Source organism: Sporomusa rhizae (assembly GCF_041428845.1).
Lineage (GTDB): Bacteria > Bacillota > Negativicutes > Sporomusales > Sporomusaceae > Sporomusa > Sporomusa rhizae.
The window spans coordinates 4,491,230-4,516,630 of the sequence record NZ_CP156925.1 but is presented as its reverse complement, the minus strand read 5'-3'; the positions used below and the strand labels follow the sequence as shown (position 1 = coordinate 4,516,630).

The 25,401-nt window shown below is 46.7% G+C and carries 17 protein-coding genes; 16 read left to right on the top strand and 1 reads right to left on the bottom strand.

Annotation, left to right across the window (positions count from 1 at the left end; genetic code table 11):
- Positions 1 to 66 precede the first annotated feature (66 nt).
- The 16 genes from ade to SRRS_RS21190 all read left to right on the top strand — a co-directional run bounded on the left by ade (position 67) and on the right by SRRS_RS21190 (position 24,601).
- Positions 67 to 1,779 carry an adenine deaminase gene (ade, locus tag SRRS_RS21265; protein ID WP_371363350.1) on the top strand — a complete coding sequence of 571 codons (1,713 nt, stop codon included), beginning with the start codon at positions 67 to 69 and terminating at the stop codon, positions 1,777 to 1,779.
- Positions 1,780 to 1,868: 89 nt separating this feature from the next.
- Entirely contained in the window at positions 1,869 to 3,176 is a 1,308-nt protein-coding gene (locus SRRS_RS21260; protein ID WP_371369906.1) for a nucleobase:cation symporter-2 family protein, read from the top strand.
- Positions 3,177 to 3,633: 457 nt separating this feature from the next.
- On the top strand, positions 3,634 to 4,875 hold the full coding sequence (locus tag SRRS_RS21255; RefSeq protein ID WP_371363349.1) for a YgeY family selenium metabolism-linked hydrolase: 1,242 nt from the start codon (positions 3,634 to 3,636) through the stop codon (positions 4,873 to 4,875).
- A 79-nt stretch (positions 4,876 to 4,954) separates the two neighbouring features.
- On the top strand, positions 4,955 to 5,959 hold the full coding sequence (locus SRRS_RS21250; RefSeq protein WP_371363348.1) for an ornithine carbamoyltransferase: 1,005 nt from the start codon (positions 4,955 to 4,957) through the stop codon (positions 5,957 to 5,959).
- 2 nt (positions 5,960 to 5,961) lie between these two features.
- Positions 5,962 to 6,912 (top strand): carbamate kinase, encoded by a 951-nt coding sequence (gene arcC / locus SRRS_RS21245; protein WP_371363347.1) that lies wholly within the window; start codon positions 5,962 to 5,964, stop codon positions 6,910 to 6,912.
- A gap of 290 nt (positions 6,913 to 7,202) precedes the next feature.
- Positions 7,203 to 8,546: a nucleobase:cation symporter-2 family protein gene (locus SRRS_RS21240; protein WP_371363346.1), complete on the top strand. Its 1,344-nt coding sequence runs from the start codon at positions 7,203 to 7,205 to the stop codon at positions 8,544 to 8,546.
- A 35-nt stretch (positions 8,547 to 8,581) separates the two neighbouring features.
- Positions 8,582 to 11,137 (top strand): selenium-dependent xanthine dehydrogenase, encoded by a 2,556-nt coding sequence (gene xdh, locus SRRS_RS21235; RefSeq protein ID WP_371363344.1) that lies wholly within the window; start codon positions 8,582 to 8,584, stop codon positions 11,135 to 11,137.
- A 24-nt stretch (positions 11,138 to 11,161) separates the two neighbouring features.
- Entirely contained in the window at positions 11,162 to 11,539 is a 378-nt protein-coding gene (locus tag SRRS_RS21230; protein ID WP_371363343.1) for a RidA family protein, read from the top strand.
- A gap of 23 nt (positions 11,540 to 11,562) precedes the next feature.
- On the top strand, positions 11,563 to 14,673 hold the full coding sequence (gene ygfK / locus SRRS_RS21225; RefSeq protein ID WP_371363341.1) for a putative selenate reductase subunit YgfK: 3,111 nt from the start codon (positions 11,563 to 11,565) through the stop codon (positions 14,671 to 14,673).
- Positions 14,658 to 14,972, top strand: coding sequence for a TipAS antibiotic-recognition domain-containing protein (locus SRRS_RS21220; protein ID WP_371363340.1), 315 nt, complete (start codon positions 14,658 to 14,660; stop codon positions 14,970 to 14,972). Before ygfK ends, SRRS_RS21220 begins: the two co-directional genes overlap by 16 nt.
- 169 nt (positions 14,973 to 15,141) lie before the next feature.
- The gene (locus tag SRRS_RS21215; protein WP_371363339.1) at positions 15,142 to 17,121 is read left to right on the top strand and encodes a methyl-accepting chemotaxis protein; all 1,980 of its coding nucleotides are present in this window, start codon (positions 15,142 to 15,144) and stop codon (positions 17,119 to 17,121) included.
- Between the two features lie 457 nt (positions 17,122 to 17,578).
- Entirely contained in the window at positions 17,579 to 18,583 is a 1,005-nt protein-coding gene (locus tag SRRS_RS21210) for an ornithine carbamoyltransferase (protein WP_371363338.1), read from the top strand.
- Positions 18,584 to 18,940: 357 nt separating this feature from the next.
- Positions 18,941 to 20,332 (top strand): dihydropyrimidinase, encoded by a 1,392-nt coding sequence (gene hydA / locus SRRS_RS21205; RefSeq protein ID WP_371363337.1) that lies wholly within the window; start codon positions 18,941 to 18,943, stop codon positions 20,330 to 20,332.
- A 3-nt stretch (positions 20,333 to 20,335) separates the two neighbouring features.
- Positions 20,336 to 22,891 carry a selenium-dependent xanthine dehydrogenase gene (gene xdh, locus SRRS_RS21200; protein WP_371363336.1) on the top strand — a complete coding sequence of 852 codons (2,556 nt, stop codon included), beginning with the start codon at positions 20,336 to 20,338 and terminating at the stop codon, positions 22,889 to 22,891.
- A gap of 211 nt (positions 22,892 to 23,102) precedes the next feature.
- On the top strand, positions 23,103 to 24,017 hold the full coding sequence (locus SRRS_RS21195) for a helix-turn-helix transcriptional regulator (protein WP_371363335.1): 915 nt from the start codon (positions 23,103 to 23,105) through the stop codon (positions 24,015 to 24,017).
- Between the two features lie 128 nt (positions 24,018 to 24,145).
- A complete protein-coding gene (locus SRRS_RS21190) occupies positions 24,146 to 24,601 on the top strand; it encodes a GyrI-like domain-containing protein (protein WP_371363334.1) in 456 nt (151 codons plus the stop codon).
- 424 nt (positions 24,602 to 25,025) lie between these two features.
- Here SRRS_RS21190 and SRRS_RS21185 read toward each other — a convergent pair whose 3' ends face one another.
- The gene (locus SRRS_RS21185; protein ID WP_371363333.1) at positions 25,026 to 25,166 is read right to left on the bottom strand and encodes a hypothetical protein; all 141 of its coding nucleotides are present in this window, start codon (positions 25,164 to 25,166) and stop codon (positions 25,026 to 25,028) included.
- Positions 25,167 to 25,401: the final 235 nt, after the last annotated feature.

The following is a 25,401-nucleotide window of genomic DNA, read 5'->3' as shown; positions in this document are numbered from 1 at the left end:
GCCTTGTGAGTGGTTAAAGGTGAGAAAGGCAGCCGGCCTTTTGCCAGAAGAGAAAGGGGATGCGGTATGAAGCGGATACAAGAGTTGGTGGATACGGCTTTAGGCAGATCGGCTGCTGATCTGGTATTGAAAGGTGCTCAGGTTTTTAACGTATTTACAGGTAGTTTTACCAAGGGGGACGTAGCCATCGTCAATGGCTATATTGTGGGGGTTGGCGAATACAGCGGCCGCAAAGAAATTGACGCAGCAGGAAAGTACATAACGCCAGGCTTTATTGACGGACATGTGCATATGGAAAGCGCTATGGTAAGTCCTGCTCAGTTTACTTGCGCAGTAGTACCCAACGGGACAACGACAGTGATTGCCGATCCCCACGAAATAGCCAATGTTTTAGGTGTGGAGGGCATCCGCTATATGCTGAATGCCACCGGGCAGCTTCCCTTAAATGTATATCTGATGCTGCCGTCTTGTGTGCCGGCCACCCCGCTGGAACACGCGGGCGCTGTTTTAGCAGCCAAGGATTTAGCAGAGTTTATTGATGAGCCAAGGGTACTGGGGTTAGGAGAAATGATGGATTACCCCGGGGTTTTAAATAGCGATGCCGCCATTATTGAAAAGCTTCATTTGGCGCAGGGCAAACGAATTGACGGTCATGCTCCCGGTTTAAGTGGTAAAGAACTGACAGGCTATATTGCCGCAGGAATCGGTTCTGATCATGAATGTGTCACGCCGGAAGAAGCAACAGAGCGGGTGGCGCAAGGCATGCATGTCATGTTAAGGGAAGGGTCGGCAGCCAAAAACCTGGTCCGGCTGCTGCCGGCCGTAAACCAGTACACGGTAAGTCGCTGTATGTTTGCCACCGATGACCGGCATCCCGAGGATTTATTGGAGCAAGGTCACATTAATCATATGGTGAGAATGGCCGTAACAGCAGGAACCCAGCTGGCTTGGGTATTGCAAATGGCTACCATCAATGCTGCCGGTTACTTTGGCCTTAGGGATCTGGGAGCAATTGCCCCGGGATACCGGGCTGACTTACTGGTATTTGATAATCTGGAAGAATGGCGCCCGGAAATGGTGTTTAAGGATGGTCAACTGGCCGCCGAAAATGGAAAGTCCCTGTTTATGAATTTCTTTGTCGACGACAAAGCGGTACGCAACACCCTTTGCCTGGGAGAAATCAGCCGGAATAAGCTCAGACTTCCGGCCAGATCGGCTACAGCCAGAGTCATTGGTTTAGTACCACATCAGCTTGTAACAACATCGGTAGAAGTAACGCTGCCGATGGTAGAGGGACAATTTGTCCCTGATATTCACAGAGATATTCTGAAACTAGTGGTGTGGGAACGGCACAAGGGAACAGGCAATGTCGGTGTAGGACTGCTGCAGGGCTTAGGCCTCAAGCAGGGAGCCATCGCTTCGACAATTGCCCACGATTCTCACAATCTGGTGGTAGCAGGGACAGATGATGATGCCATTATGCTGGCGATAAAAGCCATTGAACATATGCAGGGCGGATTAGCTATTGTTAGTGAAGGGGAGATACTGGGTACATTGCCATTACCACTGGCCGGACTCATGACAGATCAGGATATTGCTGAAGTACGGGAACAACTCGCAGCCCTTCACAAAATTGCCCGCAGTCTGGGAGTTAAAGAAGAATATGACCCGTTTATGACGTTAGCATTTTTAAGTTTACCGGTCATTCCGGCTTTAAAGCTCACTGACCAAGGCTTGGTAGATGTTACAACCTTTAAACATATATCTATATCTGTGTAATTTAGGTAGGCATATTGTGTTAATTTAGCACTCAAAAAAATACGAGGTGATGTTTAGTGTCAGAGAGTACACGTCATCCAGTTGATGAAATGCTGCCAACAGGCCAGTTGTTTGTCTATGGTTTACAGCATGTATTGGCAATGTATGCCGGTGCTGTTGCCGTTCCGCTTATTGTTGCTAATGCCATTGGACTAAGCACTGAGCAGTTAATCTTCCTAATAAACGCTGACTTATTTACCTGTGGTATTGCTACTTTGATACAGACTCTGGGCTTTGGGAACATGGGGATTAAGATTCCGATGATTCAGGGGGTTACGTTTGCCGCCGTTACTCCTATGATTATTATCGGTAAAACCCACGGTATGACGGCCATATATGGCGCCATCATTGTAGCGGGAATTGTCACCTACCTCGTGGCTCCTTATTTTAGCAAGCTCATCCGGTTTTTCCCGCCGGTAGTTACCGGTAGTATCATCACGATTATCGGTGTTAGCTTGATGCCGGTAGCTGTTATGTGGGCGGCAGGCGGCAATCCGACAGCTAAGAATTTTGCCAGTCCCGAGAATATAATGATGGCGTTGGTTGTTATGGTATTAGTGCTGTTCTTTTATCGATACTTTACTGGTTTCCTGAGCAACATTGCGGTTCTGTTAGGTTTAATTTGTGGAACGATTATCGCCATTCCTTTTGGTATGGTTAACTTCAGTCAAGTAGGTACGGCCCATTGGCTGGGACTCACAACTCCGTTTTGGTTTGGTCTGCCAACGTTCGATCTTGCTTCTATTGCTGCCATGGTGCTGGTAATGCTGGTAGTTATGACGGAGACTACCGGGGACTGTATTGCTATCGGCGAGATTATCGAAAAGCCTATCCACAAGGAGGATTTGGCCAGGGGTTTACGGGCCGACGGTTTCTCTACCGTGCTGGGAGGTATCCTCAATAGCTTTCCGTATACCGCATTTGCGCAAAACGTAGGCTTAGTAGGGTTAACCAGGGTTAAAAGCCGTTTTGTTGTGGCAGCTGCCGGTGTTATCCTCATTGCGCTGGGATTGGTGCCTAAACTGGCAGCTTTGGTTGCCGCTATACCGCATCCGGTACTTGGCGGAGCAGGCATTGTCATGTTTGGTATGGTAGCCGCCAGCGGCATTAAAACCTTGTCCAAAGTCAATTTTGACGGGACCTACAACATTATGGTGGTAGGTATCAGTATTGGTATTGGTATGATTACTCTGGCTGTTCCTAACTTCTATCACGGTTTCCCCAGTTGGCTGCAGGTTATTCTGCATAGCGGTATTACCGCCGGCAGTTTGGCTGCCATTCTCTTAAATCTCTTACTAAATGGTAACGAGGCAGCCCATGATGTAACCGAACAGAAAGATATTTCAGCAAAAGGCTGATGGGAGGAAAAACGAAAAAAGACAGTACCTTTGCTATCTGGGATATGCTTGGCCGGTAATTGGCCACTCCCATCGGACCGGCAGCCGGTCCGACACCCAGCTGACACGGAGCATTATTGCCGGCTGGGTGTCGGGCGGGCGCTTTATGGAAATTTAGTTAGACTTATCTCATCAGATAAAAGGAAAATCCGAGGAACTCTTAAGGCTGGTTATGATGCCGGTTACGTAGCCTGTGGGTTCCCTAAAGATACAGTCCCTACCGGGTTAACTATCCCTATCTCTGGATAAACCGTGCTTCTTCCTATGGGAAGCCGATTATCAATAAGAAACCGTCAATGCGTTTGCCTTGCAGGCAATACCCTGAAGCGGCGGGAAGGAGGGCAAGAAGCAACGCTTACTGTAGGTGAGCAAGCACAACCTTTGAGGCTGATTAAAAAAAAGAAAGGGGTTAACTACCTTGAAACTTGATTTTGAAAAAATAATGGAACTTGCCAAAAAATATGAACCGGAAATGAGCAAATTTTTGCGCGACATGATTGCCATTCCCAGCGAAAGCTGTCAGGAAGAGAAGGTTGTTCTGCGTATAAAAGAAGAGATGGAGAAAGTGGGTTTCGATAAGGTAGAAATTGACCCAATGGGCAATATTCTTGGCTACGTTGGCCATGGCAAGCACCTTATTGCTATGGATGCCCATATTGACACGGTAGGTGTCGGCAATCCCGAAAACTGGAAATATGATCCGTATAAAGGCTATGAAGATGATGAAATCATCATCGGCCGCGGCGCCAGCGACCAGGAAGGCGGCATGGCTTCCATGGTATATGCCGGCAAAATTATCAAAGACCTTGGCCTGGAAGATGACTATACCCTGGTTGTTGTTGGTTCAGTACAGGAAGAAGACTGCGACGGCCTGTGCTGGCAGTACATTATCAACGAAGACAAACTGCGTCCGGAGTTTGTTATCAGTACCGAGCCGACAGACGGCAAGATTTACCGGGGCCAAAGAGGACGCATGGAAATCAGGGTAAAGACAACAGGAGTGAGCTGCCATGGTTCAGCACCTGAACGCGGCGACAATGCTATCTATAAAATGGGACCAATCCTCAGTGATTTGAAAGCTTTGCACGAAAATCTCAAGGATCATGATTTCCTCGGTAAAGGCAGCTTGACGGTTTCGGAAATTTTCCATACCTCGCCTTCACGCTGTGCTGTTGCTGACAGCTGCTGGATCTCTATCGACAGACGCTTAACCGCCGGCGAAACCGGTGAATATGCCATCCAGCAAATTAAAAATCTTCCGTCGGTAAAAGCAGCCAACGCTGAAGTAACCATGTATACCTATGAAAGACCTGCTTATACCGGCTTAGTATATCCGACCGAGTGCTACTTCCCTACCTGGCTTATTGAAAATGAGCACCCGGTATGCCACACCCTGGTAGACTCCTTTAAGGGTCTGTTTAAGGAAGAACCCAAAGTGGATAAATGGACTTTCTCGACTAACGGTGTTTCCATTATGGGACGGTATGGTATTCCTTGTATCGGTTTTGGCCCGGGTCACGAAGACCAGGCTCATGCGCCCAATGAACGCACTTGGAAAAAAGAGCTGGTCAACTGCGCCGCTATGTATGCTGCCATTCCGACAATTTATGTTCAGCAATATGCCGACAAAATGACTGGCCGTACCCAAAACTTAGTATAAGGCTGCCGCTAGCCGAGCTTGCTATGCAATTACACCATAAAAATATATATAACATGATTATTTTAGGGAGGAATTTACGATGCAAACCGTATTCAGAGGAAGACATTTTATTAACTTGGAAGACTTCACCAAAGAAGAAGTAGATACCATGCTTGAGGTCTCTTTAGACCTGAAGAAAAAATTTGCCATGGGTATACCGACTCCGTATTTGCTCCATCAATCCATGTTCTTAATGTTCTTTGAACAATCTACCCGAACCAGAAACTCCATGGAAGCCGGTTTTGCCCAATTAGGCGGCCATGCCGGATTCTTAGATTCCAGCAGCATGCAAATTGCACATGGCGAAAGTGCCAAAGACACCGCTATCATCCTGTCCCGCTTCGGTCATGCTATTGCCTGCCGGTACTGCAACTGGGGCTATGGCAACAAGTACCTGACAGAAATGGCCAAATGGTCCACTAAGCCGATTATGAACCTGCAATGCGACCTGTATCATCCGTTTCAGGCGCTGGCCGACCTGATGACCATGAAAGAAAAAATCGGTGATTTAAAACGGGTAAAAGTCTCCATTATCTGGGCGTATGCCGAAAGCCACAAAAAACCAATTTCAGTCCCTGTATCCCAAGTGCTGCTCTTCCCTCGTTATGGCATGGATGTAGTATTGGCTCATCCCAAAGGCTGGGAACTGCCTGACTGGGTCATTGCCCAGGCCAAAGCTAACGCGGCAAAATACGGCGGCAGTGTTACCGTTACCGACAACGAAGCGGAAGCTTATGAAGGAGCGCATATCGTAATTCCGAAAAACTGGGGCAACTGGGTAAATGACCAAACCGGTTTGGCTGCCGCGGGTGCTGTAGCTGTTGTTGATGACAAACTGAAAGCCCATAAATCCTGGAAGTGTACAGAAGCAAAAATGGCTATCGCCGACAAAAATGTAATGTACATGCACGCATTGCCGGCAGACCGCAACAACGAAGTAGAAGATTCGGTAATCGACGGTCCGCACTCCGTCGTGTACGATGAAGCGGAAAACCGTCTACATACAGCCAAAGCGGTTATGACTTTGCTGATGGGTGGCAGATAAAAATGGCTAAGTTAGCTGTTATCGCTATAGGCGGCAATTCCTTAATCCGGGATAACGATCACCAAACAGTAGAAGACCAATACGACGCCGTATGCGAGACGGCTAAACATATCATCGGTATGATTGACCAAGGGTATGATGTAATCGTTACTCACGGCAACGGGCCGCAGGTCGGGTTTATTCTCCGGCGATCGGAAATTGCCAACGAAATGGCCGGCATGCACAATGTACCATTAGTTTCCTGCGGAGCGGATACCCAAGGTGCCATCGGCTATCAAATCCAGCAGGCTATGGACAATGAATTCCGGCGAAGGGGTATGGGTAAATCGGCCCTTACCTTAATAACGCAAGTAGTAGTAGACAGTAATGATCCGGCCTTCGCCAAACCAACCAAGCCTATCGGCTCCTTCTACACTGAAGAACAAGCGAAAAAGATTCAAAAAGAAAATCCTGACTGGGTTATGGTTAGTGATTCAGGGCGGGGATACCGCCGGGTGGTGGCTTCCCCTAAGCCCCAGGAAATCGTTGAAAAAGACGTTATCAACAAATTAGTTAGAGAAGGGTACTGTGTTGTAGCTGTTGGTGGCGGCGGTATTCCTGTAGTTAAACAGGCCGACGGCAGTTTGAAAGGCGTGGATGCCGTAATTGACAAGGATTTTGCCTCAAGTCTGCTGGCAGCACAAATTCAAGCTGACGAACTTATTATCTCTACCGGTGTGCCTAAAGTGTATCTTAACTACGGCAAGCCGGAAGAAAAAGCTTTAGATAAAGTAACTGTTGGTGAACTAAAAGAATATGTTAAGCAAAATCACTTCGCACCAGGCAGCATGCTTCCCAAGATTCAGGCCGTAATTGCTTTCATGGAGAATGGCGGGAAAAAAGCCATCATTACCAATCCGGAATCTCTGGCAGAAGCAGTAGCCGGTAAAACGGGGACTCACGTGTATCAGTAGGAAAAACAAGCAGAGATGCTCCCTGTGGGAGTATCTCTGCGGTTTTACCTGTTCAGTCATAGTAAGACTGTAAGTCGAAGTTTTTTCACCCTAACAGAAAGTATAACTTTCTTAAAAACAGGATAAGGGCAACATCGGCTTCCTCTTTCGCCAAGGCTCGGCGCAAGCCGTGTTTTCTTTATCAACTGGGCGATGGCGTAATGTCAATAGCATAAAGCATTGATTGACCTAGGTAGAGTACTAACACAAGTGGGTGTAAAATTGTGAATATTTAAAAGAAGGTGCAAAATGTGAAAAATGAAGTAGCTCCCGTCGATGAAATGCTGCCTAAAGGTCAGTTATTTACCTACGGACTACAACATGTCATGGCCATGTATGCCGGAGCGGTGGCAGTACCTCTTATTATCGCTAATGCACTAAAGCTGCCGCAGGAACAAGTGATTTACCTTATTCAATGTGATTTAGTGGTGGCTGGAATCGCCACCTTGATTCAGGCCCTGGGTTTTTTGAATATGGGGGTTAAGACTCCTATTATGCAAGGAGTATCATTTGCCGCTGTTGCGCCGATGGTTATGATTGGTCAAGCCCATGGGTTAGCCGGGATTTTTGGAAGTACTATTGCCGTCGGAGTTATTGGTTATTGTTTGAGTCCGATTTTTAGTAGTCTTATCCGGTTTTTTCCCAAAGTAGTAACAGGCACCATTGTTACATTGATCGGCGTATCACTTCTACCGGTGGCTGTGCGTTGGGCAGGCGGTGGAAGCCCGGCAGCAGCAGGCTTTGCCGATTTGCAGAATATCGGGCTGGCATTTACTGTATTAACCATTATTATTGTATTGTACCGGCTGCTTAAAGGTTTTTGGTGTAATATCGCCGTACTGCTGGGGTTGGTGCTTGGCACACTATTGGCCATTCCGTTGGGTGTAACCGATTTCTCACAAGTATCAACAGCAGCCTGGTTTTCGGTGGTTACGACGTTGGCTTTTGGTATGCCTACCTTTGATATAACGTCTATTATTTCGCTAACACTGGCATTCTTGGTAATTATGACAGAAACAACAGGCTCGATTATTGCGGTAGGAGAGATTGTCGGTAAACCGGTAAATCGCGAGGATTTGGCCAGGGGACTTAGAGCGGACTCATTTTCAACTTTATTGGGAGGGTTAATGAATACCTTCCCGCACTCGGCTTTTACTCAAAACATCGGCTTATTGTCTTTATCGGGGATTAAAAGTCGCTATGTAGTGGCGGCTGCCGGAATCATTTTGTGTTTGTTCGGCTTATGTCCCAAAGCAGCTGCTATCGTTGCCGCTATTCCTAACCCTGTGCTTGGCGGTGCCGGCATTGCTATGTTTGGTATGGTAGCTACCGGCGGCATTCGTACTTTGGCAAAAGTTGAGTTTGAAGGCAATCAGAATGCAATGATAGTGGCTATTAGTTTAGGTGTTGGACTTATTCCATTGGCTGTGCCTGGATTTTATCATAAAATGCCACTGTTTGCCCAGTTAATTCTTCATAGCGGTATTACCGCTGGCAGTATTGTTGCACTTACCCTCAACTACGTCTTCAATGAGTGTGGCAAAAAGGGAACCGACTTTATCTGTGAAGAGGAGGATGCCCGCCACCTCGTATAATATCAGCAAACCTTTCCTAATCAGGAGGGATGAGTGTGTATAATTTTATGCTGAACGGCCAGCAGGTTAGTGTTGGTCAAGATATAAATCTATTAGAATATTTACGGGATTATGCCCGGCTTACTTCTGTAAAAAATGGCTGTGCTGAAGGCGCTTGTGGAGCATGTATGGTGCTTCTTGACGGTAAAGCTACGCGAGCTTGTTTACTGACAACTGCCAAGGTCAGCGGCAAAGCAGTGCTGACAGTGGAAGGCTTGTCAGCACTGGAAAAGAACATTTATAGCTGGGCATTTTCTACAGCAGGCGCCGTGCAGTGCGGTTTCTGCATTCCTGGCATGGTGATTAGTGCCAAAGGGTTAATTGATAAAACGCCAGCTCCTACTTCTGTTGAAGTAAAAAAAGCATTACATGGTAATGTTTGCCGCTGTACCGGTTATGTCAAAATTGAACAAGCCGTGTTAATGGCTGCTAACGCTTTGCGCGAAGATTTTGTGCCGCCGGCAAGCCTTGATTATAAAGTGGGCGACAGAATGCCACGGGTTGATGCTAAAGATAAAACCTTAGGTACGGCCCAATATGTTGATGATATGTACGTGGAAGGTATGCTGCATGCTGCTATCCTCCGCGCACCATGCGCCCGGGCTTTTATCAAAAAGATTGATACGTCGGCTGCGCTGGCATTGCCAGGTGTCGAAGCGGTAATTACGGCAAAGGATATCCCCGGCCGGCGCCATCAGGGACACATTATTCCCGACTGGCCGGCGTTTATCGCCGAAGAGGAAGAGACACGCTATATCGGTGACGCCCTAGCCGCTGTCGCTGCCACAAGCAAAAAAATAGCCCAAGAGGCTGTAAAATTAATAAAAGTAGACTATGAAGAGCTGACACCGTTGCTTTCCCCCCGCAAAGCGCTTGAGGAAAATGCGCCGCAGCTTCATCCCAAGGGAAACTTGTTAGCCAAAACAGTGCTTAGACGTGGCAATGTTGAGGACGCTATTGCCAAAGCCAAATATGTCGTAACCCAGGATTATCAAACGCCACCTACTGAACACGCTTTTCTCGAACCGGAAAGTGCTGTGGCAGTGCCTAATGCCGACGGTACTTTGACGGTCTATAGCGGTGGTCAAAATGTTTATGATGACCATCACGGTATTGTTTCTCTCCTGGGAGTAGGAGAGCATGATGTCAGGGTTGTCAGCAAAATGGTGGGCGGGGGCTTTGGCGGTAAAGAGGATCTGTCTGTACAGCATCATGCCGCCCTGCTTGCCTGGCATACGAGGAAACCGGTCAAAAATACCCTGACCCGCCAGGAAAGCATTAATGTTCATCCCAAACGTCACGCTATGGAAATGAAATTTACGACCGCTTGTGATGAAAATGGCATCATTACTGCGATGAAGGCCGAATTAATTGCCGATACCGGAGCGTATGCCTCACTTGGCGGACCGGTGTTGCAGCGGGCGTGTACCCATGCTGCCGGCCCTTACCAAATCCCGCATGTCGATATTGTGGGCTTAGGTGTTTATACCAATAACCCGCCAGCGGGAGCTTTCCGGGGATTTGGCGTAACTCAGTCCTGCTTTGCCATGGAAAGTAATATCAATGTATTGGCGGAAAAAGTTGGTATTTCACAATGGGAGATGCGTTGGCGCAACGCCATTGAACCAGGTAAGGTATTGCCTAACGGCCAAATTGCCGACCAGGGCACTGCGCTTAAAGAAACCTTACTGGCAGTTAAGGAATATTTTGAATCCAGTCCGTATGCCGGGCTAGCCTGTGCAATGAAAAACGCCGGTATCGGGGTGGGACTTCCTGACATTGGCCGGGTCAAAATTAAAATTGAGGATGGCAAGGCCGTTATTTATACAGGGGCTGCCTGTATCGGTCAGGGATTAATCACGGTGATGAGTCAGGTTCTGGCCGAAACAGCAGGAATTTCTTCCTCCCAGATGGCCGCCGTCGAGCCTGATACCTACCTTACGCCTGATTCCGGCACTACCACCGCATCCCGCCAGACAGTATTTACCGGCGAAGCTACCCGGCAAGCTGCTCTAAAGCTCAAGGGTGCCCTGGCCGGCGCTACGCTCTCTGAACTGGAAGGCCGGGAGTTTTATGGCGAATATTCCGGCATAACAGACCCGATGGGTTCCGATAAACCCAATCCGGTCAGTCATGTTGCCTATGGCTACGCCAGTCAGGTAGTTATCCTGAATGAAGCCGGTAAAATTGAAAAAGTAGTTGCCGCCCATGATGTGGGTAAAGCGATTAACCCGACAGGCGTTGAAGGGCAGATTGAAGGCGGCGTAGTAATGAGTTTAGGCTACGCTTTAACGGAAGACTTTCCGATTAAAGATGGTATTCCACAGGTTAAATTTGGTACATTGGGCCTTTTCCGGGCCGGTAATGCTCCGGAAATTAAACCTATTATTATCGAAAAAAATAAGGCCGAACTGGCCTATGGTGCCAAAGGCGTGGGCGAAATTACTTCCGTCCCTACCGCTCCGGCTGTTGCCGCCGCTTATTTCAGGCTGGATGGTAAAATCCGTCCGGACTTGCCTCTCGCTCATACACCTTATAGCCGCAAAAAATAAAATTAACTTTAGGAGGTTATACCGATGAAAACCAATGTTAGCACAGACAAAGCACCTGCCGCTATCGGCCCCTATTCCCAGGCGATCAAAGCCAACGGCCTGCTATTTATATCCGGGCAATTACCGGTAAACCCGGCTGACGGCACAATTCCGGCTAAGGTAGAAGCCCAGGCTAAACAATCTTTGGAAAACGTTATGGCTATACTTTATAGCGCCGGACTTGGTGCCAATGATGTGGTCAAGACAACTGTTTTTCTGAAAGACATGAACGATTTTGCAGCAGTTAATGCTGTTTATGCTGAGTATTTTACCAAGGAGTTTCCGGCACGTGCCTGCATCGAAGCAGCTCGTCTGCCGAAAGATGCACTCGTAGAAGTAGAAGCCATTGCTGTGTGCGAATAAAAAATGACTAGGAGGAATAAATAATGGGCGACTTGATGAGACCTGTTCCCCTTCGTGAACTTATTGTACGGGTATTTGAAGAATATGCAGCCGATCAGGCCATTTTTGGCTATCCGGCCAGCCATTTCTTCCATAAGCAAAGCGACAAAACTTTTTCTTTATTTGGTGAAACCATCGAGACGGCCGTGGGTCCAGCTGCCGGTCCACATACCCAATTAGCCCAGAACATTCTTGTTTCCTACCTAGCAGGTGCCCGCTTTATTGAGCTTAAAACAGTGCAAGAGCAGGAGCCGCCTGTTGCCAAGCCGTGTATTGATGCTGAAGATGAATGCTTCAACACCGAATGGTCAAGCGAATATACGGTAGAAAAAGCCTACGAAGAATATATCAAAGCCTGGGTGCTATTGCATGTTGTCGAAGAAACGTTAGAACTTAGCAAAAGTGGCAAGCGCTCTTTTATCTTCAATATGAGTGCCGGTTACAACCTTGCAGGAATCAGTTCACCACGTATGGATGCCTATCTGAATAATATGATGGACGCCTCGCAGCATCCTTACTTTACCCGCTGCCTGAAGGAAGTAGACGAACTTATTGCTGACGGCAGCTTTCTGAAAGGCACCGGCTTAGAAGCGCGGCTGTCTATGCTGAAAGGGTTATCCAAGCGGATTTCGGGCAACATTTGCCAGTCTATGACGCTGTCCACTATGCATGGCTGTCCGCCGGATGAAATTGAACGAATCTGCAAATATCTTCTGACAGAAAAGAAAATTAATATTTATGTTAAACTTAATCCGACCTTACTGACTTATCAAGGGGTACGTTCAATTCTTGATAGTACCGGTTTTACTTATGTGCAATTGTCGGAAGAAGCATTTGACCATGATTTGCAATATACTGATGCTATTCCGATGCTAACAAGGTTAAAAAAGCTGGCGAATGAGCAAGGACGCTTCTTTGGCGTCAAGCTGACAAATACACTGGGGTCGGTTAACTTTAAAGGGAAGCTGCCAGGTGGTGAAATGTATATGTCAGGCCGGGCGCTATTTCCCCTATCCATTAACCTTGCTGTGAAAATTTCGGCAGAATTTGGCGGCCAAATGCCTATTTCGTTCTCCGGCGGTATTACCGAACACAATGCATTAGACGTTTTTGCCACAGGAATTAGGCCTGTTACTATGGCGACAGAGATACTTAAACCAGGCGGTTATGCTCGAATGGCGGCAATTGCGGCTAAACTCGAAACAGCTCCCGGCTGGGAATGTGACAAAATTGATGTTGCCAAATTGCAAGCCCTGGCGAAAAAAGCTTTGACTGCCGACTATTCGCAGAAGGAGTTCCGCGGCTTAGCCAAAGCTTCTATTAAGAGCCCGCTGCCGTTATTTGATTGTGCTGCCGCACCGTGTAAAACAGCTTGTCCGATTAACCAGGATATTCCGGAATATATTCGGCTGGTAGGACAGAAACGCTATGCGGAAGCGTTGGCGCTTATCTATGAGAAAAATGCCTTGCCAGGCATTACCGGCACAATCTGCGATCATGCTTGCCAGTATCATTGTACCCGCTTAGACTATGAAGGCTGTGTAGAGATCCGTGAAGTCAAGCGTCTGGCGGTTGAACAAGGCTGGAACGAGTACCGCAAAAACTATTGTTTACCCACAAATAAAAATGGTGTCAAGGTGGCGGTTATGGGTGCAGGCCCGGCCGGACTTGCTTCCGCGTACTTCTTAGCCCGGCAGGGGTTCAGCGTAACCGTGTACGAAACCCGCTCCAGTGCCGGTGGCACGGTGCAGCATGTCATTCCTAATTTCCGTATTAGTCGTGAAACCATTGACAGTGATATTAATTTTATCAAAGAACATGGCGTAGAATTTGTCTTTAATTCCAGCCCGCAGCTTACCCCGGCAGGACTTCAAAAACAAGGGTATAAGTACGTAATTGTTGCTGTAGGCGCAGGGGCTGAGAAACCGTTTACTCTTACAGCGGAAGGCGGCAAAAAACCGCAGATCATTCCGGCACTGAAGTTTTTGGAGCAGTTTAATAAAGACGCGTCTGCTCTCAATTTAGGCAAAACGGTTGTAACTATTGGTGCGGGGAACACGGCTATGGACGCCAGCCGTACCGCTTTACGGGTAAAAGGTGTGGAAAGAAGTACGATTGTATATCGCCGTTCTATCAGTGAAATGCCTGCCGACCGCGCTGAATACCATCTGGCAGCCGGTGATTGTGTCGACTTTAACTTCCTGGTTAACCCGGACAGAATTGATAGTGAGGGCAATCTCATCTGCCAGGTTATGCAGCTTGGCAGCCCGGATGCCAGCGGCCGCCGGAAGCCGGAAGCGACCGGCCAGTATAAAACCTTCCAAGCCGATACCATCATCATTTCAATTGGTGAAGATATTAATACAGAGCTGCTTTTGAACCTGGGAATTGCTACTCAAGGTCAGCAAGCTACCAATCTGGAGAACGTATATTTAGTCGGTGATGCCCGTCAAGGCGCTTCTTCAATTGTGCGGTGTATTGCCGACGGACGCAAAGCAGCAGATGCTATCTGCCAGAAAGAGCTGGCCTGTTTTGCTGTCAAAGCTGCCGAGCAGGGTAAAGCTGAAGAGGAACAAGCACGAAATATCGTGGCCAAGAAGCTTGGTTTGACAAGGGCGTCCGCACTGGCTGCCGAAGGTCCCGGCATAGTGGCTGTGGCTACCGGAGATAGGGAAGCCAGCCGCTGTCTGGAATGTAACTATGTTTGCAACAAATGTGTGGAAGTTTGCCCCAACCGTGCTAATTTGGCTGTTCGTATAAGTGATGGTTTTGCCAACTATAATCAGGTTGTCCATTTGGATGCGTTCTGCAACGAATGTGGTAACTGTGCCAATTTCTGTCCGTGGGAAGGCCGTCCGTATACTGACAAGATTACTGTATTTAGCCGGCATGACGATTTTGAACATAGTCAGAACAATGGTTTTTTAGTCACAGGCGAAGAAGTATTGGTACGTGTTAATGGTGAAGTTACTACCCATCACTTGGTACAAGGTCAACTGGTGGAGACAGGCGAGGCTGCACTTGATCAGGCACTAGCAGTATTTAATTATTTGTATACTAACAGGCCGGCTCTCTTCGGATGTGTGGAGGAATAGGGGGCAGCACCGAAAAAGATTGGGCAAGCATCAGAAACCGGGCAAATAAAATCTATAGAAGATTAGTGGAGAATATGGATAAAGGTGCTGCCGATCAAGAGGTACAAAAAATAATCGGTGAATTAAGACAGCATATAGAAGAGGAAGTTTGTAATTGTACTCCTGAAGTCCTCAAACTGCTTGGAGACATATATGCTTATGATGAGCGCTTTACGATGAAACTTGATCAATACCGATGTGGATTTGCTCTCTTTCTACGGGAGGCAATACAAGTCTATTGTGATAATTTAGAAGAGTGATGTGTCAAAGTAATTTGCAACACTTATATAACTAATTTCCTTTGTCAAAGGAAAAGCGTAGATGAGTCGGGAGTACCTGGCTCATCTTTTTTTTAAGGCAAGAGATTCGCTAACTACTATTCTTAGTTAGAAAAACATAATTTGTAGCACCGAAATGGAGGGGAGAGTCGTGGGCCAGAGTATGTCGTTAAAGCGAAAGGCCGTAGCAGCTGTTTCCGGGGTGTTTGCTGTTTGTATCCTATTGCTTAGCTGGATGAATTATTATCAGGCGCGGCAGGAAATAATCAGCTCGCTCGAAAAAAGTGCACAGCAGACAGTAAATATTAATGCACAAAAGCTTTCAACCTGGATTCAGGCCAGGCAGGCAGAAGTTTCAGTAATGGCCAATACCGAAGTCGTAAAGAGTGGTGATGTTAAGAAAGTTACTGCTTATCTGCGCCAGGAAGTCGATCGCTCGAATGGTATGTACTTTTCTTTGGGTTTTGGAGATACGAGCGGCAAGCTGGTTACTCAGGAGGGTTCTGTAATCAATATTGCCGCACAAGAAACTTTCCCGGTTATGATGCAAGGCAAAATAGCCATTTCCAATCCCTTCTCCAGTAAACAGGATCCCGGTCAATATATTGTGACTGTCGGCATACCTGTGGTACAGGATGGAAAGGTTACCGGTGTAGTAACAGGAGCTACGCGGGTAAACACTGTTTTTCAGGAAAATACTGATTTTCACATTGGTCAAAGTGATAAAGTCTTCATTATTCATAAAAAAGGCATAGTGTTTCACCATCCTGATAAGAGTCTGGTGCTAAAAAACTTATTTGATGTCAGCCCCGGTTATGGCCAAATAGTCAGAGAGTTAATGGAAGCAGGCGGCGGTAATCGGATACTTACGGTAAATGGTGAAAAAGATATAATTTTTGCTGCGCAAATTCCCAATACCGAATGGTTTATGCTGCTTGATGTGCCACTTGCCGAATATACCGGCAAGTTGAACGGGATATTGATAAAAATTATTATAGGTTCTATTTTTGCTGTTGTTATTTTAACTATAACTATCGCCTTCTTCAGCGGCTATTTGTTCCGGCGGATTAAATATGTTGCCAGACGGCTAAACGAAATTGCCACCGGTGACAGTGATTTAACGCAGCGCCTCGAAGTTAAGGCGCAAGATGAAATTGGTGAATTGGCACATGCCTTTAACAAAATGCTGAATAGTCAAAGTGCAACTATTGCGAATGTGTTAAAAGCCTCCCGGCAGGTAAAGGAGGCTTCACAGCAGTTACTTCTAACTTCTGAACAGACTGCTCAGGCCGCCGGTCAAGTGGCGGATGCTATTAATCAGACTGCTCAGGGAACGGTAGCGCAAACTGCTGCTGTAGCCGGTGCTGTAGATGTCGTTGGCCAACTAACCATAGGAATTGAACAAACTGTACAAACAGCAGCCGATGTGACTGCCGTATCGGAAAAAACCACTGCTCAAGCGCTGCAGGGCGAGAAACTCCTGACTTCAGTTGTTAGTCAGATGGCTGCGATTGAAAGTACGGTAACTAATACAGCCGGGATTATTCTAAAGCTAGGAAATCGATCGAAAGAAATTGGCAGCTTTGTTGGGGCAATTTCGGCTATTGCAACTCAGACGAATTTGTTGGCGCTTAATGCGGCGATTGAGGCCGCCCGGGCTGGTGAGCAGGGGCGGGGGTTTGCCGTTGTTGCTGACGAAGTTCGGAAGTTAGCCGAACAATCTGAGGCAGCAGCCCAACAAATTACCAGCGTAATCGGTGAAATTCAGAAGGACTCAGAATTAGCTGTTGAGGCAATGAAAAGTGGTACGGTCGCTGTAAAATCAGGGACAGAAGTAGTAACGGCGGCGGGAAGTACCTTTCATGCAATAATAGGGCAAATAGCTGGCTTATCAGAAGGAATAAAAACAATTACTGCAGCAATTGCGCACATGTCTGATTATGGCGGTCGTATTGCCGGTACGGTCAAGAATATTAACGATATTAGTAAAGATATTGCCAGCCAAACACAAACGGTGTCGGCGGCTACCGAGGAGCAATCAGCAGCCATGGAAGAAATTGCGGCATCAAGTCAAAAGCTGGCAGATATGGCGGTTGCAATGCAAGAAATGGTCGGTAGATTCAAAATTTAGCATTGCTATTGAAAGAAAAGTACCGCCAGATAGTTTATTATCAATTTGATAATAAATAGGTTCCTGTACAGGCATTTAAAAAGTTGAAAAGTAGCTTACTGTAGGTAAAAGGATAAAGTCTCCAAGAAAGATCTCTGACGCTTATCAAAATGATATAAATTATCATTTTGATAAGCGTCAAATAGTAATTTTAAGTAATTTTTTTGAATTTTGAAAACGGTATAAAAATATAATAAAGGCTGAAATCGATGGCAGGATCGGTAAACTCTTTCCTGAGTTATCTTTGGATTTCTTAATTTTAGTGGAATGAGAAAATTTGGCATAGTTTTTGCAATATATTAATAAAAAGAAAATTGGAAAAAGCCAATTAGCAGTGTAAAGCTGCCATTAGCCAAGTTTGTTATGGTAATTACACCATAAATATATATAACATGATTATTTTAGGGAGGAATTTACGATGCAAACAGTATTCAGAGGAAGACATTTTATTAACTTGGAAGACTTCACCAAAGAAGAAGTAGATACAATGCTTGAGGTCTCTTTAGACCTGAAGAAAAAATTTGCCATGGGTATACCGACTCCGTATTTGCTCCATCAATCCATGTTCTTAATGTTCTTTGAACAATCTACCCGAACCAGAAACTCCATGGAAGCCGGTTTTGCCCAATTAGGCGGCCATGCCGGATTCTTAGATTCCAGCAGCATGCAAATTGCACATGGCGAAAGCGCCAAAGACACCGCTATCATCCTATCCCGCTTCGGCCATGCTATTGCCTGCCGGTACTGCAACTGGGGCTATGGCAACAAGTACCTGACAGAAATGGCCAAATGGTCCACTAAGCCGATTATGAACCTGCAATGCGACTTGTATCATCCGTTCCAGGCGTTGGCCGACCTGATGACCATGAAAGAAAAAATCGGTGATTTAAAACGGGTAAAAGTCTCCATTATCTGGGCGTATGCCGAAAGCCACAAAAAACCAATTTCAGTACCTGTATCCCAAGTGCTGCTCTTCCCTCGTTATGGCATGGATGTAGTATTGGCTCATCCCAAAGGCTGGGAACTGCCTGACTGGGTTATTGCCCAGGCCAAAGCGAATGCAGCAAAATACGGCGGCAGTGTTACCGTTACCGACAATGAAGCGGAAGCTTATGAAGGAGCGCATATCGTAATTCCGAAAAACTGGGGCAACTGGGTAAATGACCAAACCGGTTTGGCTGCTGCGGGTGCTGTAGCCGTTGTTGATGACAAACTGAAAGCCCATAAATCCTGGAAGTGTACAGAAGCAAAAATGGCTACCGCCGACAAAAATGTAATGTACATGCACGCATTGCCGGCAGACCGCAACAACGAAGTAGAAAATTCGGTAATCGACGGTCCGCACTCCGTCGTGTACGATGAAGCTGAAAACCGTCTACATACAGCCAAAGCGGTTATGACTCTGCTGATGGGTGGCAGATAAAAATAGTTGAGGCCATAATTGCCTTCATGGAGAATGGCAGTAAAAAAAGCCATTATTACCAATCCGGAGTCTCTGGCAGAAGCAGTAGCTGGTAAAACGGGGACTCACGTGTATCTGTAGTAAAAACAAGCAGAGATGCTCCTGGTGGGAGTATCTCTGCGGTTTTAAATAGGCTAAGTATTTTGTATGTATCTGTTGGTAATTCAATGAAGAGTTTTTTTAGCATGATCTTGCTCCTTTACTTCGGGTAGTTAGCTTCCAATATAAAATGCAATAAGGGCTTACGGGTTAGAAAGACGGGCGAGGATAGTTTCAGTAAGTCTTTATTGGATTTCATATAAGACAGGAGGGGTTTTTATGGGGACAATTTTGCGTGGTGGCACCATTGTCACCGATGCCGATTGTTATGCAGCCGATATTCGTATTGGGGGAGAGCAGATTGCCGCAATTGGCAGTAATCTTGACCAGACGGGGGATGACGTAGTGGCGGCCGAAGGGTGCTATATATTCCCCGGCGGTATCGATGCCCATACCCATTTTGATTTGCCTGTAGGCAATATAGCGACAGCCGACGATTTTGCCAGTGGGTCACGGGCGGCTATTCTTGGTGGTACAACTACTGTTATTGATTATGCAACCCAGTTTAAGGGAGAAACGCTGCGCCAGGGGTTGGACAACTGGCATAGGCGGGCAGCAGGGAAAAGCTACTGTGACTACGGTTTTCACATGGCGATCAGTGATTGGAACGATAAAATTGCCCGGGAAATGTCCTGGCTGAGTGATGAGGCCGGTGTAACTTCGGTAAAGCTGTATATGGCCTATAAAAATGCAATGCAGCTCGATGACAGTGCTTTGTTTCAAGTGTTGGAGCATTGCCGGGAATACGGAATTCTTACCTGTGTCCACTGTGAAAATGGTGACATTATCGAGAATTTGATCCGTCAGCTTCGCCAGGCAGGGAAGCTGGCTCCCTGCTTTCATCCTTTATCCCGTCCGCCGCAAGTTGAGCAAGAAGCGGTAAACAGGCTCACGGTAATGGCTGAGATGACGGGTGCTCCCGTGTTGGTTGTACATTTGAGCTGTCGCGAATCGCTGGAAACGGTAGCCGCAGCGAAAGCCCGGGGAACTAGAGTATTTGCAGAAACGTGTCCGCAGTACTTAGTTCTTGATGACAGTGTGTATCAGGATGCTGGTTTTGACTGTGCCAAATATGTCATATCGCCGCCAATTCGGGCTAAAGCCAACCAGGAACATTTGTGGAAAGGACTGAGAACCGGAATTTTGGACATTGTTGCTACAGACCATTGTTCCTTTAACCTTCAAGGCCAAAAGGAGCTCGGGCGCGATGATTTTAGCAAGATACCTAATGGTGCTCCCGGGGTTGAGCATAGATTAGGACTTTTATATACCTATGGCGTAAAGGCCAGAAAACTCAGCCTTACCCAGTTTGTTGACAAACTGGCGACACAACCCGCAAAGCTATTTGGGCTTTATCCGCAAAAAGGTACGATTGCTCCGGGCAGTGATGCTGACTTAGTCGTGTGGGATGAACGGCGGCAAGTTACCATCAGCGCTTCATCCCATGCCCATAACGTAGATTACAGTCCTTATGAAGGAATGACGCAGCAGGGGCAGGCTGTTCATGTTTTTCTCAGAGGACGGCAAGTAGTAAAGGATGGGAAAATTTGTACCGGTAACCCCCAGGGACAATATTTGTTCCGCAAGCCATTTCCGCAAAAAGGAGTGTAGGGTATGTTTGCAATAACCATTAACGGCAGCTTGTATTCCGCTCCGGAAGACGGGAACTTGCTTGAATATTTGCGTGAAGAGCTGCGGCTGACCTCAGTGAAAAACGGTTGTGGGGAAGGGGCCTGCGGGGCCTGTATGGTGCTGCTTGACGGCAAAGCTATGCGTGCTTGTTTGCTTACGCTTGCTAAGGTGCACGATAAACAGGTCATAACCGTAGAAGGTTTATCCGAACAGGAAAAAGCGGTTTATAGCTGGGCCTTTGCCGAAGCCGGAGCCGTACAATGCGGGTTTTGTATCCCCGGTATGGTTATAAGCGCAAAAGGTTTGCTGGATCAAAAACCGGCTCCTAATGCGGGGGAAATAAAAAAAGCCTTGCAGGGCAACCTTTGCCGCTGTACAGGATATGTAAAAATTGAAAAGGCCATCTCCATGGCGGCTAAGGCGCTGCGTGAGGGATTTATTCCTCCGCCAGCCGGCAGTTACCGTATCGGCGAGCGTCTGCCGCGGGTAGATGCTCAGGAAAAAGTAACCGGAACCGGGCAATATGCCGATGACTTAAAGCTGCCTGACATGCTGTATGCCGCTGTCTTGCGTTCTCAATACCCGCGTGCTTTAGTGAAAAAAATAGATAGTAGCGCGGCCGTGGCATATCCTGGTGTGGCCGCCGTACTAACGGCAAAAGATGTACCGGGTAAACGCTTTCTGGGGCATATTGTCCACGACTGGCCGGTAATGATTGCCGAGGGGGAAGAGACCCGTTATGTCGGCGATTCGCTGGCGCTTGTGGCGGCAGTTTCCAAGAAAATTGCCCGGGAAGCCTTGCAGTTAATTAAGGTGGATTATCAGGAACTTCCGCCGCTCTTAAGTCCGCAGGCTGCACTAGCGGAAGATGCTCCTGCCATTCACCCTAAAGGAAACCTGCTGGCCAAAACCGTGCTTAAACGTGGGAATGCGGATGAAGCAATTGCCAAGGCTGCCTATGTTGTTAGCCAAAAATATATAACTCCGCCTACCGAACACGCCTTTATGGAGCCGGAGAGCGCTGTGGCCGTACCGGAAGCTGACGGGAAGCTTACGGTATACACCGGCAGCCAAAGCGTTTACGATGAGCATCATGGTATTACCGCTATGCTCGGGCTACCAGGTGAACAGGTACGAGTTATCAGTAAGCTGGTCGGCGGCGGCTTCGGTGGTAAAGAAGATCTTTCCGTGCAGCATCACGCGGCGCTGTTAGCATGGCATACCAAAAAGCCGGTAAAGCTGACCTGGAGCCGTCAGGAAAGCATTCGGGTACATCCCAAACGCCATGCTATGGAAATGGAATTTACCACAGCTTGTGATGAGACCGGCAAAATTGTCGCCATGAAGGGTTATCTGCTGGCTGACACCGGTGCCTATGCTTCGCTCGGCGGGCCGGTATTGCAGCGGGCTTGTACCCATGCGGCAGGTCCCTACCAAATTGAAAATGTCGATATTACCGGTTTGGGTGTTTACACTAATAACCCGCCGGCCGGTGCTTTTCGAGGTTTTGGTGTTACTCAATCCTGTTTTGCCATGGAAACTAATATCAATTTATTGGCGGATAAAATCGGCATTTCTCCCTGGGAAATCCGTTTCCGCAATGCTATTGAGCCAGGCAAGCCATTACCCAATGGGCAGATAGCCGATGCCGGGACCGCTTTAAAAGAAACCCTGCTTGCCGTAAAAGATGTCTTTGCGGCTAATCCTGGCGCCGGTATTGCTTGTGCAATGAAAAATAGCGGTTTGGGGGTGGGCAATTCTGATGTCGGCCGGGTCAAAATCAAAGTAGACCAGGGGAAAGTTGTGATTTGCACCAGTGCCGCTTGTATGGGACAGGGCTTAGCGACAATTATATTGCAAATTGTTGCTGAGACCACAGGGTTGCCAGGTACTCTTTTAACAACGCATGATCCTGATACTGCGGTAACACCGGACGGAGGCACGTCAACAGCATCGCGGCAAACACTGTTCAATGGGGAAGCGGCCAGATTGGCCGCATTGGTGCTGAAGGAAGACTTAGAGAAATATTCGTTGGCTGAGTTGGAAGGCAGGGAATATTACCGGGAATATCAAGGAATCACCGACCCGATGAACTCTGACAAACCTAATCCGGTCAGCCATGTGGCTTATGGCTATGCCACCCAAGTGGTTATTTTGGCTGAGGATGGAAAAGTTGCCAAAGTAATCGCCGCCCATGATGTGGGCAAAACCATTAACCCTACAACCGTAGAAGGACAAATTGAAGGCGGTGTGGTTATGGGCCTGGGCTATGCATTGACAGAGGATTTTCCCTTACAGGATGGTCGGCCAACAGCGAAATTTGGTACATTGGGCTTGTTCCGGGCAACTGCTGTACCGGAAATTCAATGTGTGCTTATTGAGGAAAATAATAATACCCTTGCCTATGGAGCTAAAGGGGTTGGTGAAATTGTTTGTGTGCCCACAGCTCCGGCGGTAGCTGCTGCCTATTACCACCGGGACGGCAAGATTCGCACCAGTCTGCCGCTGCCTGATACGCCGTACAGCCGCAAGAAATAAAAGCTGATTAAGATAAAAAAATGCCAGACATATTTTAATGTCCTGGCATTTTTTTTAGTTCTATAGACAATTATATTTTAGGGAAACTACTATCCTCGAATTGTTATTTTTCAGGACAAAGCGATTTTAGGCTGTTAAAGACAGGAAAAGGCAGTAGTCTTAAAGAAATCTCAATAGTAGTTATATGTTGACGGCTTTGGTGGTGATTCAAATGAAATTAGCCAGATTAATGGAGATTACTATACTGCTGCTTAACCGGCGGACAGTCACCGCCAGGGAACTGGCAGAACGCTTCGGTATTTCTGTTCGAACGATTTACCGTGACGTGGAAGAGTTAGCGGCTGCCGGCATTCCCGTTTATATGAGCAAAGGCAATGGCGGCGGCATAGCGCTGTTAGAAAACTATACACTCAGTAAAGCATTATTGTCAGAGCAGGAAAGCGGCAATATTCTGCTGGCCCTTAAGACCCTGCAAGCTACGCAGTATCCGGAAATTGAAAAGATATTCGAGAAGCTGACGGCAGTTTTTAAGAATACCCAGGCTAACGACTGGGTAGATATAGATCTTTTGCATTGGGGAAGCTCTCCCAATGAAAAAAACAAATTCAGTGATATTAAGCAGGCAATCATCAACAGACAAGTAATCAGCTTCGAGTACGTTAATACTAACGGTGAACGCAGCAGTCGCGCTGTCGAACCGCTCAAGCTGTTTTATAAAGGCAGCTCGTGGTATCTTGTTGGCTATTGCCGCAAACGGGGCAGCTATCGCTTGTTCCGTATATCCCGAATCAAGAATGTTCAAGTTGCCGCTGAGGTATTTATTGCAAAGGCTATACCGGATTGGGAGCAGGACGTTCTGGAAAAACCTCTTTCGTCAATAGCACTAAAGTTAAAGTTTAGTGACAAGGTGCTCAACCGTCTTTATGATGAATTCGACGAATCCCAAATTACCAAAAAAGCTGATGGATCACTAGAGGTAGTAGTAAAATGGCCTGAAGATGAATGGCTGTACGGCTATATCTTGTCCTACGGCAGCTTCGTTGAAGTATTGGAACCGTCTCATATCAGGAATAACATTATTAAACGGACCAGGGAAACTTTAAAAATATATGAAGAGTCAATTTGAATATGACATACAGTTGTCATATTCAGAATGCTATTATTGCGTTGAAAGGACATAGTAATAAGACATGTCTACGAGCTAACGGGTAACTTGCAAGCTACCCGGAAATCAACCGCAAGGAGAGATGAATTATGTTGAAGATTGAATTAACTGAGGAAAAGACGCAACCGGTATTATCAATAAGAGCCACTACCAACCTGGAAGCATTGCCCCAGGTTATCGGTGAAAGTTACATGAAAATTATGGCCTATTTACAGGAACTTGGCGAGGAAATGGTATTTGCCCCTTTTACCGCCTACCACAACCTGGACATGCAAAATCTTGATGTTGAAATGGGTTTTCCGGTTGCTAAATTGCTGCCGGAGAAAGACACTATAAAGGCACGGGAAATTCCGGCAGGCAAAGTCGTATCCGCAATGTACAAGGGTCCCTACAGCGGCATGGAGCAACCCTATAGTGAGATGGCAGCCTGGATTAAAGAAAATGGTTATACCCCTGCCGGAGTTTCCTATGAATACTACTTTAATTCTCCACAGGATGTTCCTGAAACTGAGCTTTTAACCAAGATCGTCATGCCGATTATCTAGTTAGACTGATATGCAAGACCTGCTTTACTTAAAAAGCGGGTTTTGTTTGTTAAGAAGATTCTTAGCGGGATAGAAGAGGATATGGTTTGAAGTCAACTCTGCTGCAGTATATGAGAACAGCTTAGTCGTTTTCTAAAAAGGCGATAACGTTGTTAAGCTTTGTTAGTGCTTCGGGAGATATTTTTAAAGTTCTGTTTGGCTGACCGGAACCCCCGTATACAAAAGGATACAGCAAAAGTTTTTTATCAAATAGAGTTGGGAGGGTAAGGTATCCATACCATAATACCTCTCAAGTAAGCTTTACTATTCAAAATTCCTAGGTAGCCACGTTTCTTCCATTGTAAAGTATTCCGTGTTGGAAGTAAAATCCAAACCCTCTTATCCTTTCACAGGATAAGAGGGTTTGGCAGTTTATGATCAACGGTTATTCTGCGGAGCGGTCTTTCATTACTTGCTCTAAGGTGTGCAAATACTTACTTTCTTCGTTGTCAGTATTGCTATTTGCGATTGTCGCCGCGGCAGCCTGCGACGACAGCTTATTTTCCTTAGGCTGTTTGTCAGTCAATAAGAATCGCCTCAACTTTCGATTTTGTCGACGTTATTATTAAGAGGTTCACCTCCGGCTGTAGTGTTCCCAACCGGCAGATAAACTTGCATAATAAATAAAACATGGAATGGTTTGTTTTGGTGTTTTCCGGAGGAATAGTTAATTTTTACAATTTATAAGGTCATTCTTGTCGAATTTTCAGAAAAATACACAAAGGATAATGTGCTGCCAGCAAGAAATATACGCATAGTCT

Coding starts and splice junctions, on each gene's coding strand:
- SRRS_RS21250 (WP_371363348.1), top strand. CDS start 4,955: ATGCAAACCGTATTCAGAGGAAGACATTTTATTAACTTGGAAGACTTC.
- SRRS_RS21220 (WP_371363340.1), top strand. CDS start 14,658: ATGTGTGGAGGAATAGGGGGCAGCACCGAAAAAGATTGGGCAAGCATC.
- SRRS_RS21230 (WP_371363343.1), top strand. CDS start 11,162: ATGAAAACCAATGTTAGCACAGACAAAGCACCTGCCGCTATCGGCCCC.
- xdh (WP_371363336.1), top strand. CDS start 20,336: ATGTTTGCAATAACCATTAACGGCAGCTTGTATTCCGCTCCGGAAGAC.
- SRRS_RS21260 (WP_371369906.1), top strand. CDS start 1,869: ATGCTGCCAACAGGCCAGTTGTTTGTCTATGGTTTACAGCATGTATTG.
- ygfK (WP_371363341.1), top strand. CDS start 11,563: ATGGGCGACTTGATGAGACCTGTTCCCCTTCGTGAACTTATTGTACGG.
- SRRS_RS21210 (WP_371363338.1), top strand. CDS start 17,579: ATGCAAACAGTATTCAGAGGAAGACATTTTATTAACTTGGAAGACTTC.
- SRRS_RS21190 (WP_371363334.1), top strand. CDS start 24,146: ATGTTGAAGATTGAATTAACTGAGGAAAAGACGCAACCGGTATTATCA.
- SRRS_RS21195 (WP_371363335.1), top strand. CDS start 23,103: ATGAAATTAGCCAGATTAATGGAGATTACTATACTGCTGCTTAACCGG.
- ade (WP_371363350.1), top strand. CDS start 67: ATGAAGCGGATACAAGAGTTGGTGGATACGGCTTTAGGCAGATCGGCT.
- arcC (WP_371363347.1), top strand. CDS start 5,962: ATGGCTAAGTTAGCTGTTATCGCTATAGGCGGCAATTCCTTAATCCGG.
- hydA (WP_371363337.1), top strand. CDS start 18,941: ATGGGGACAATTTTGCGTGGTGGCACCATTGTCACCGATGCCGATTGT.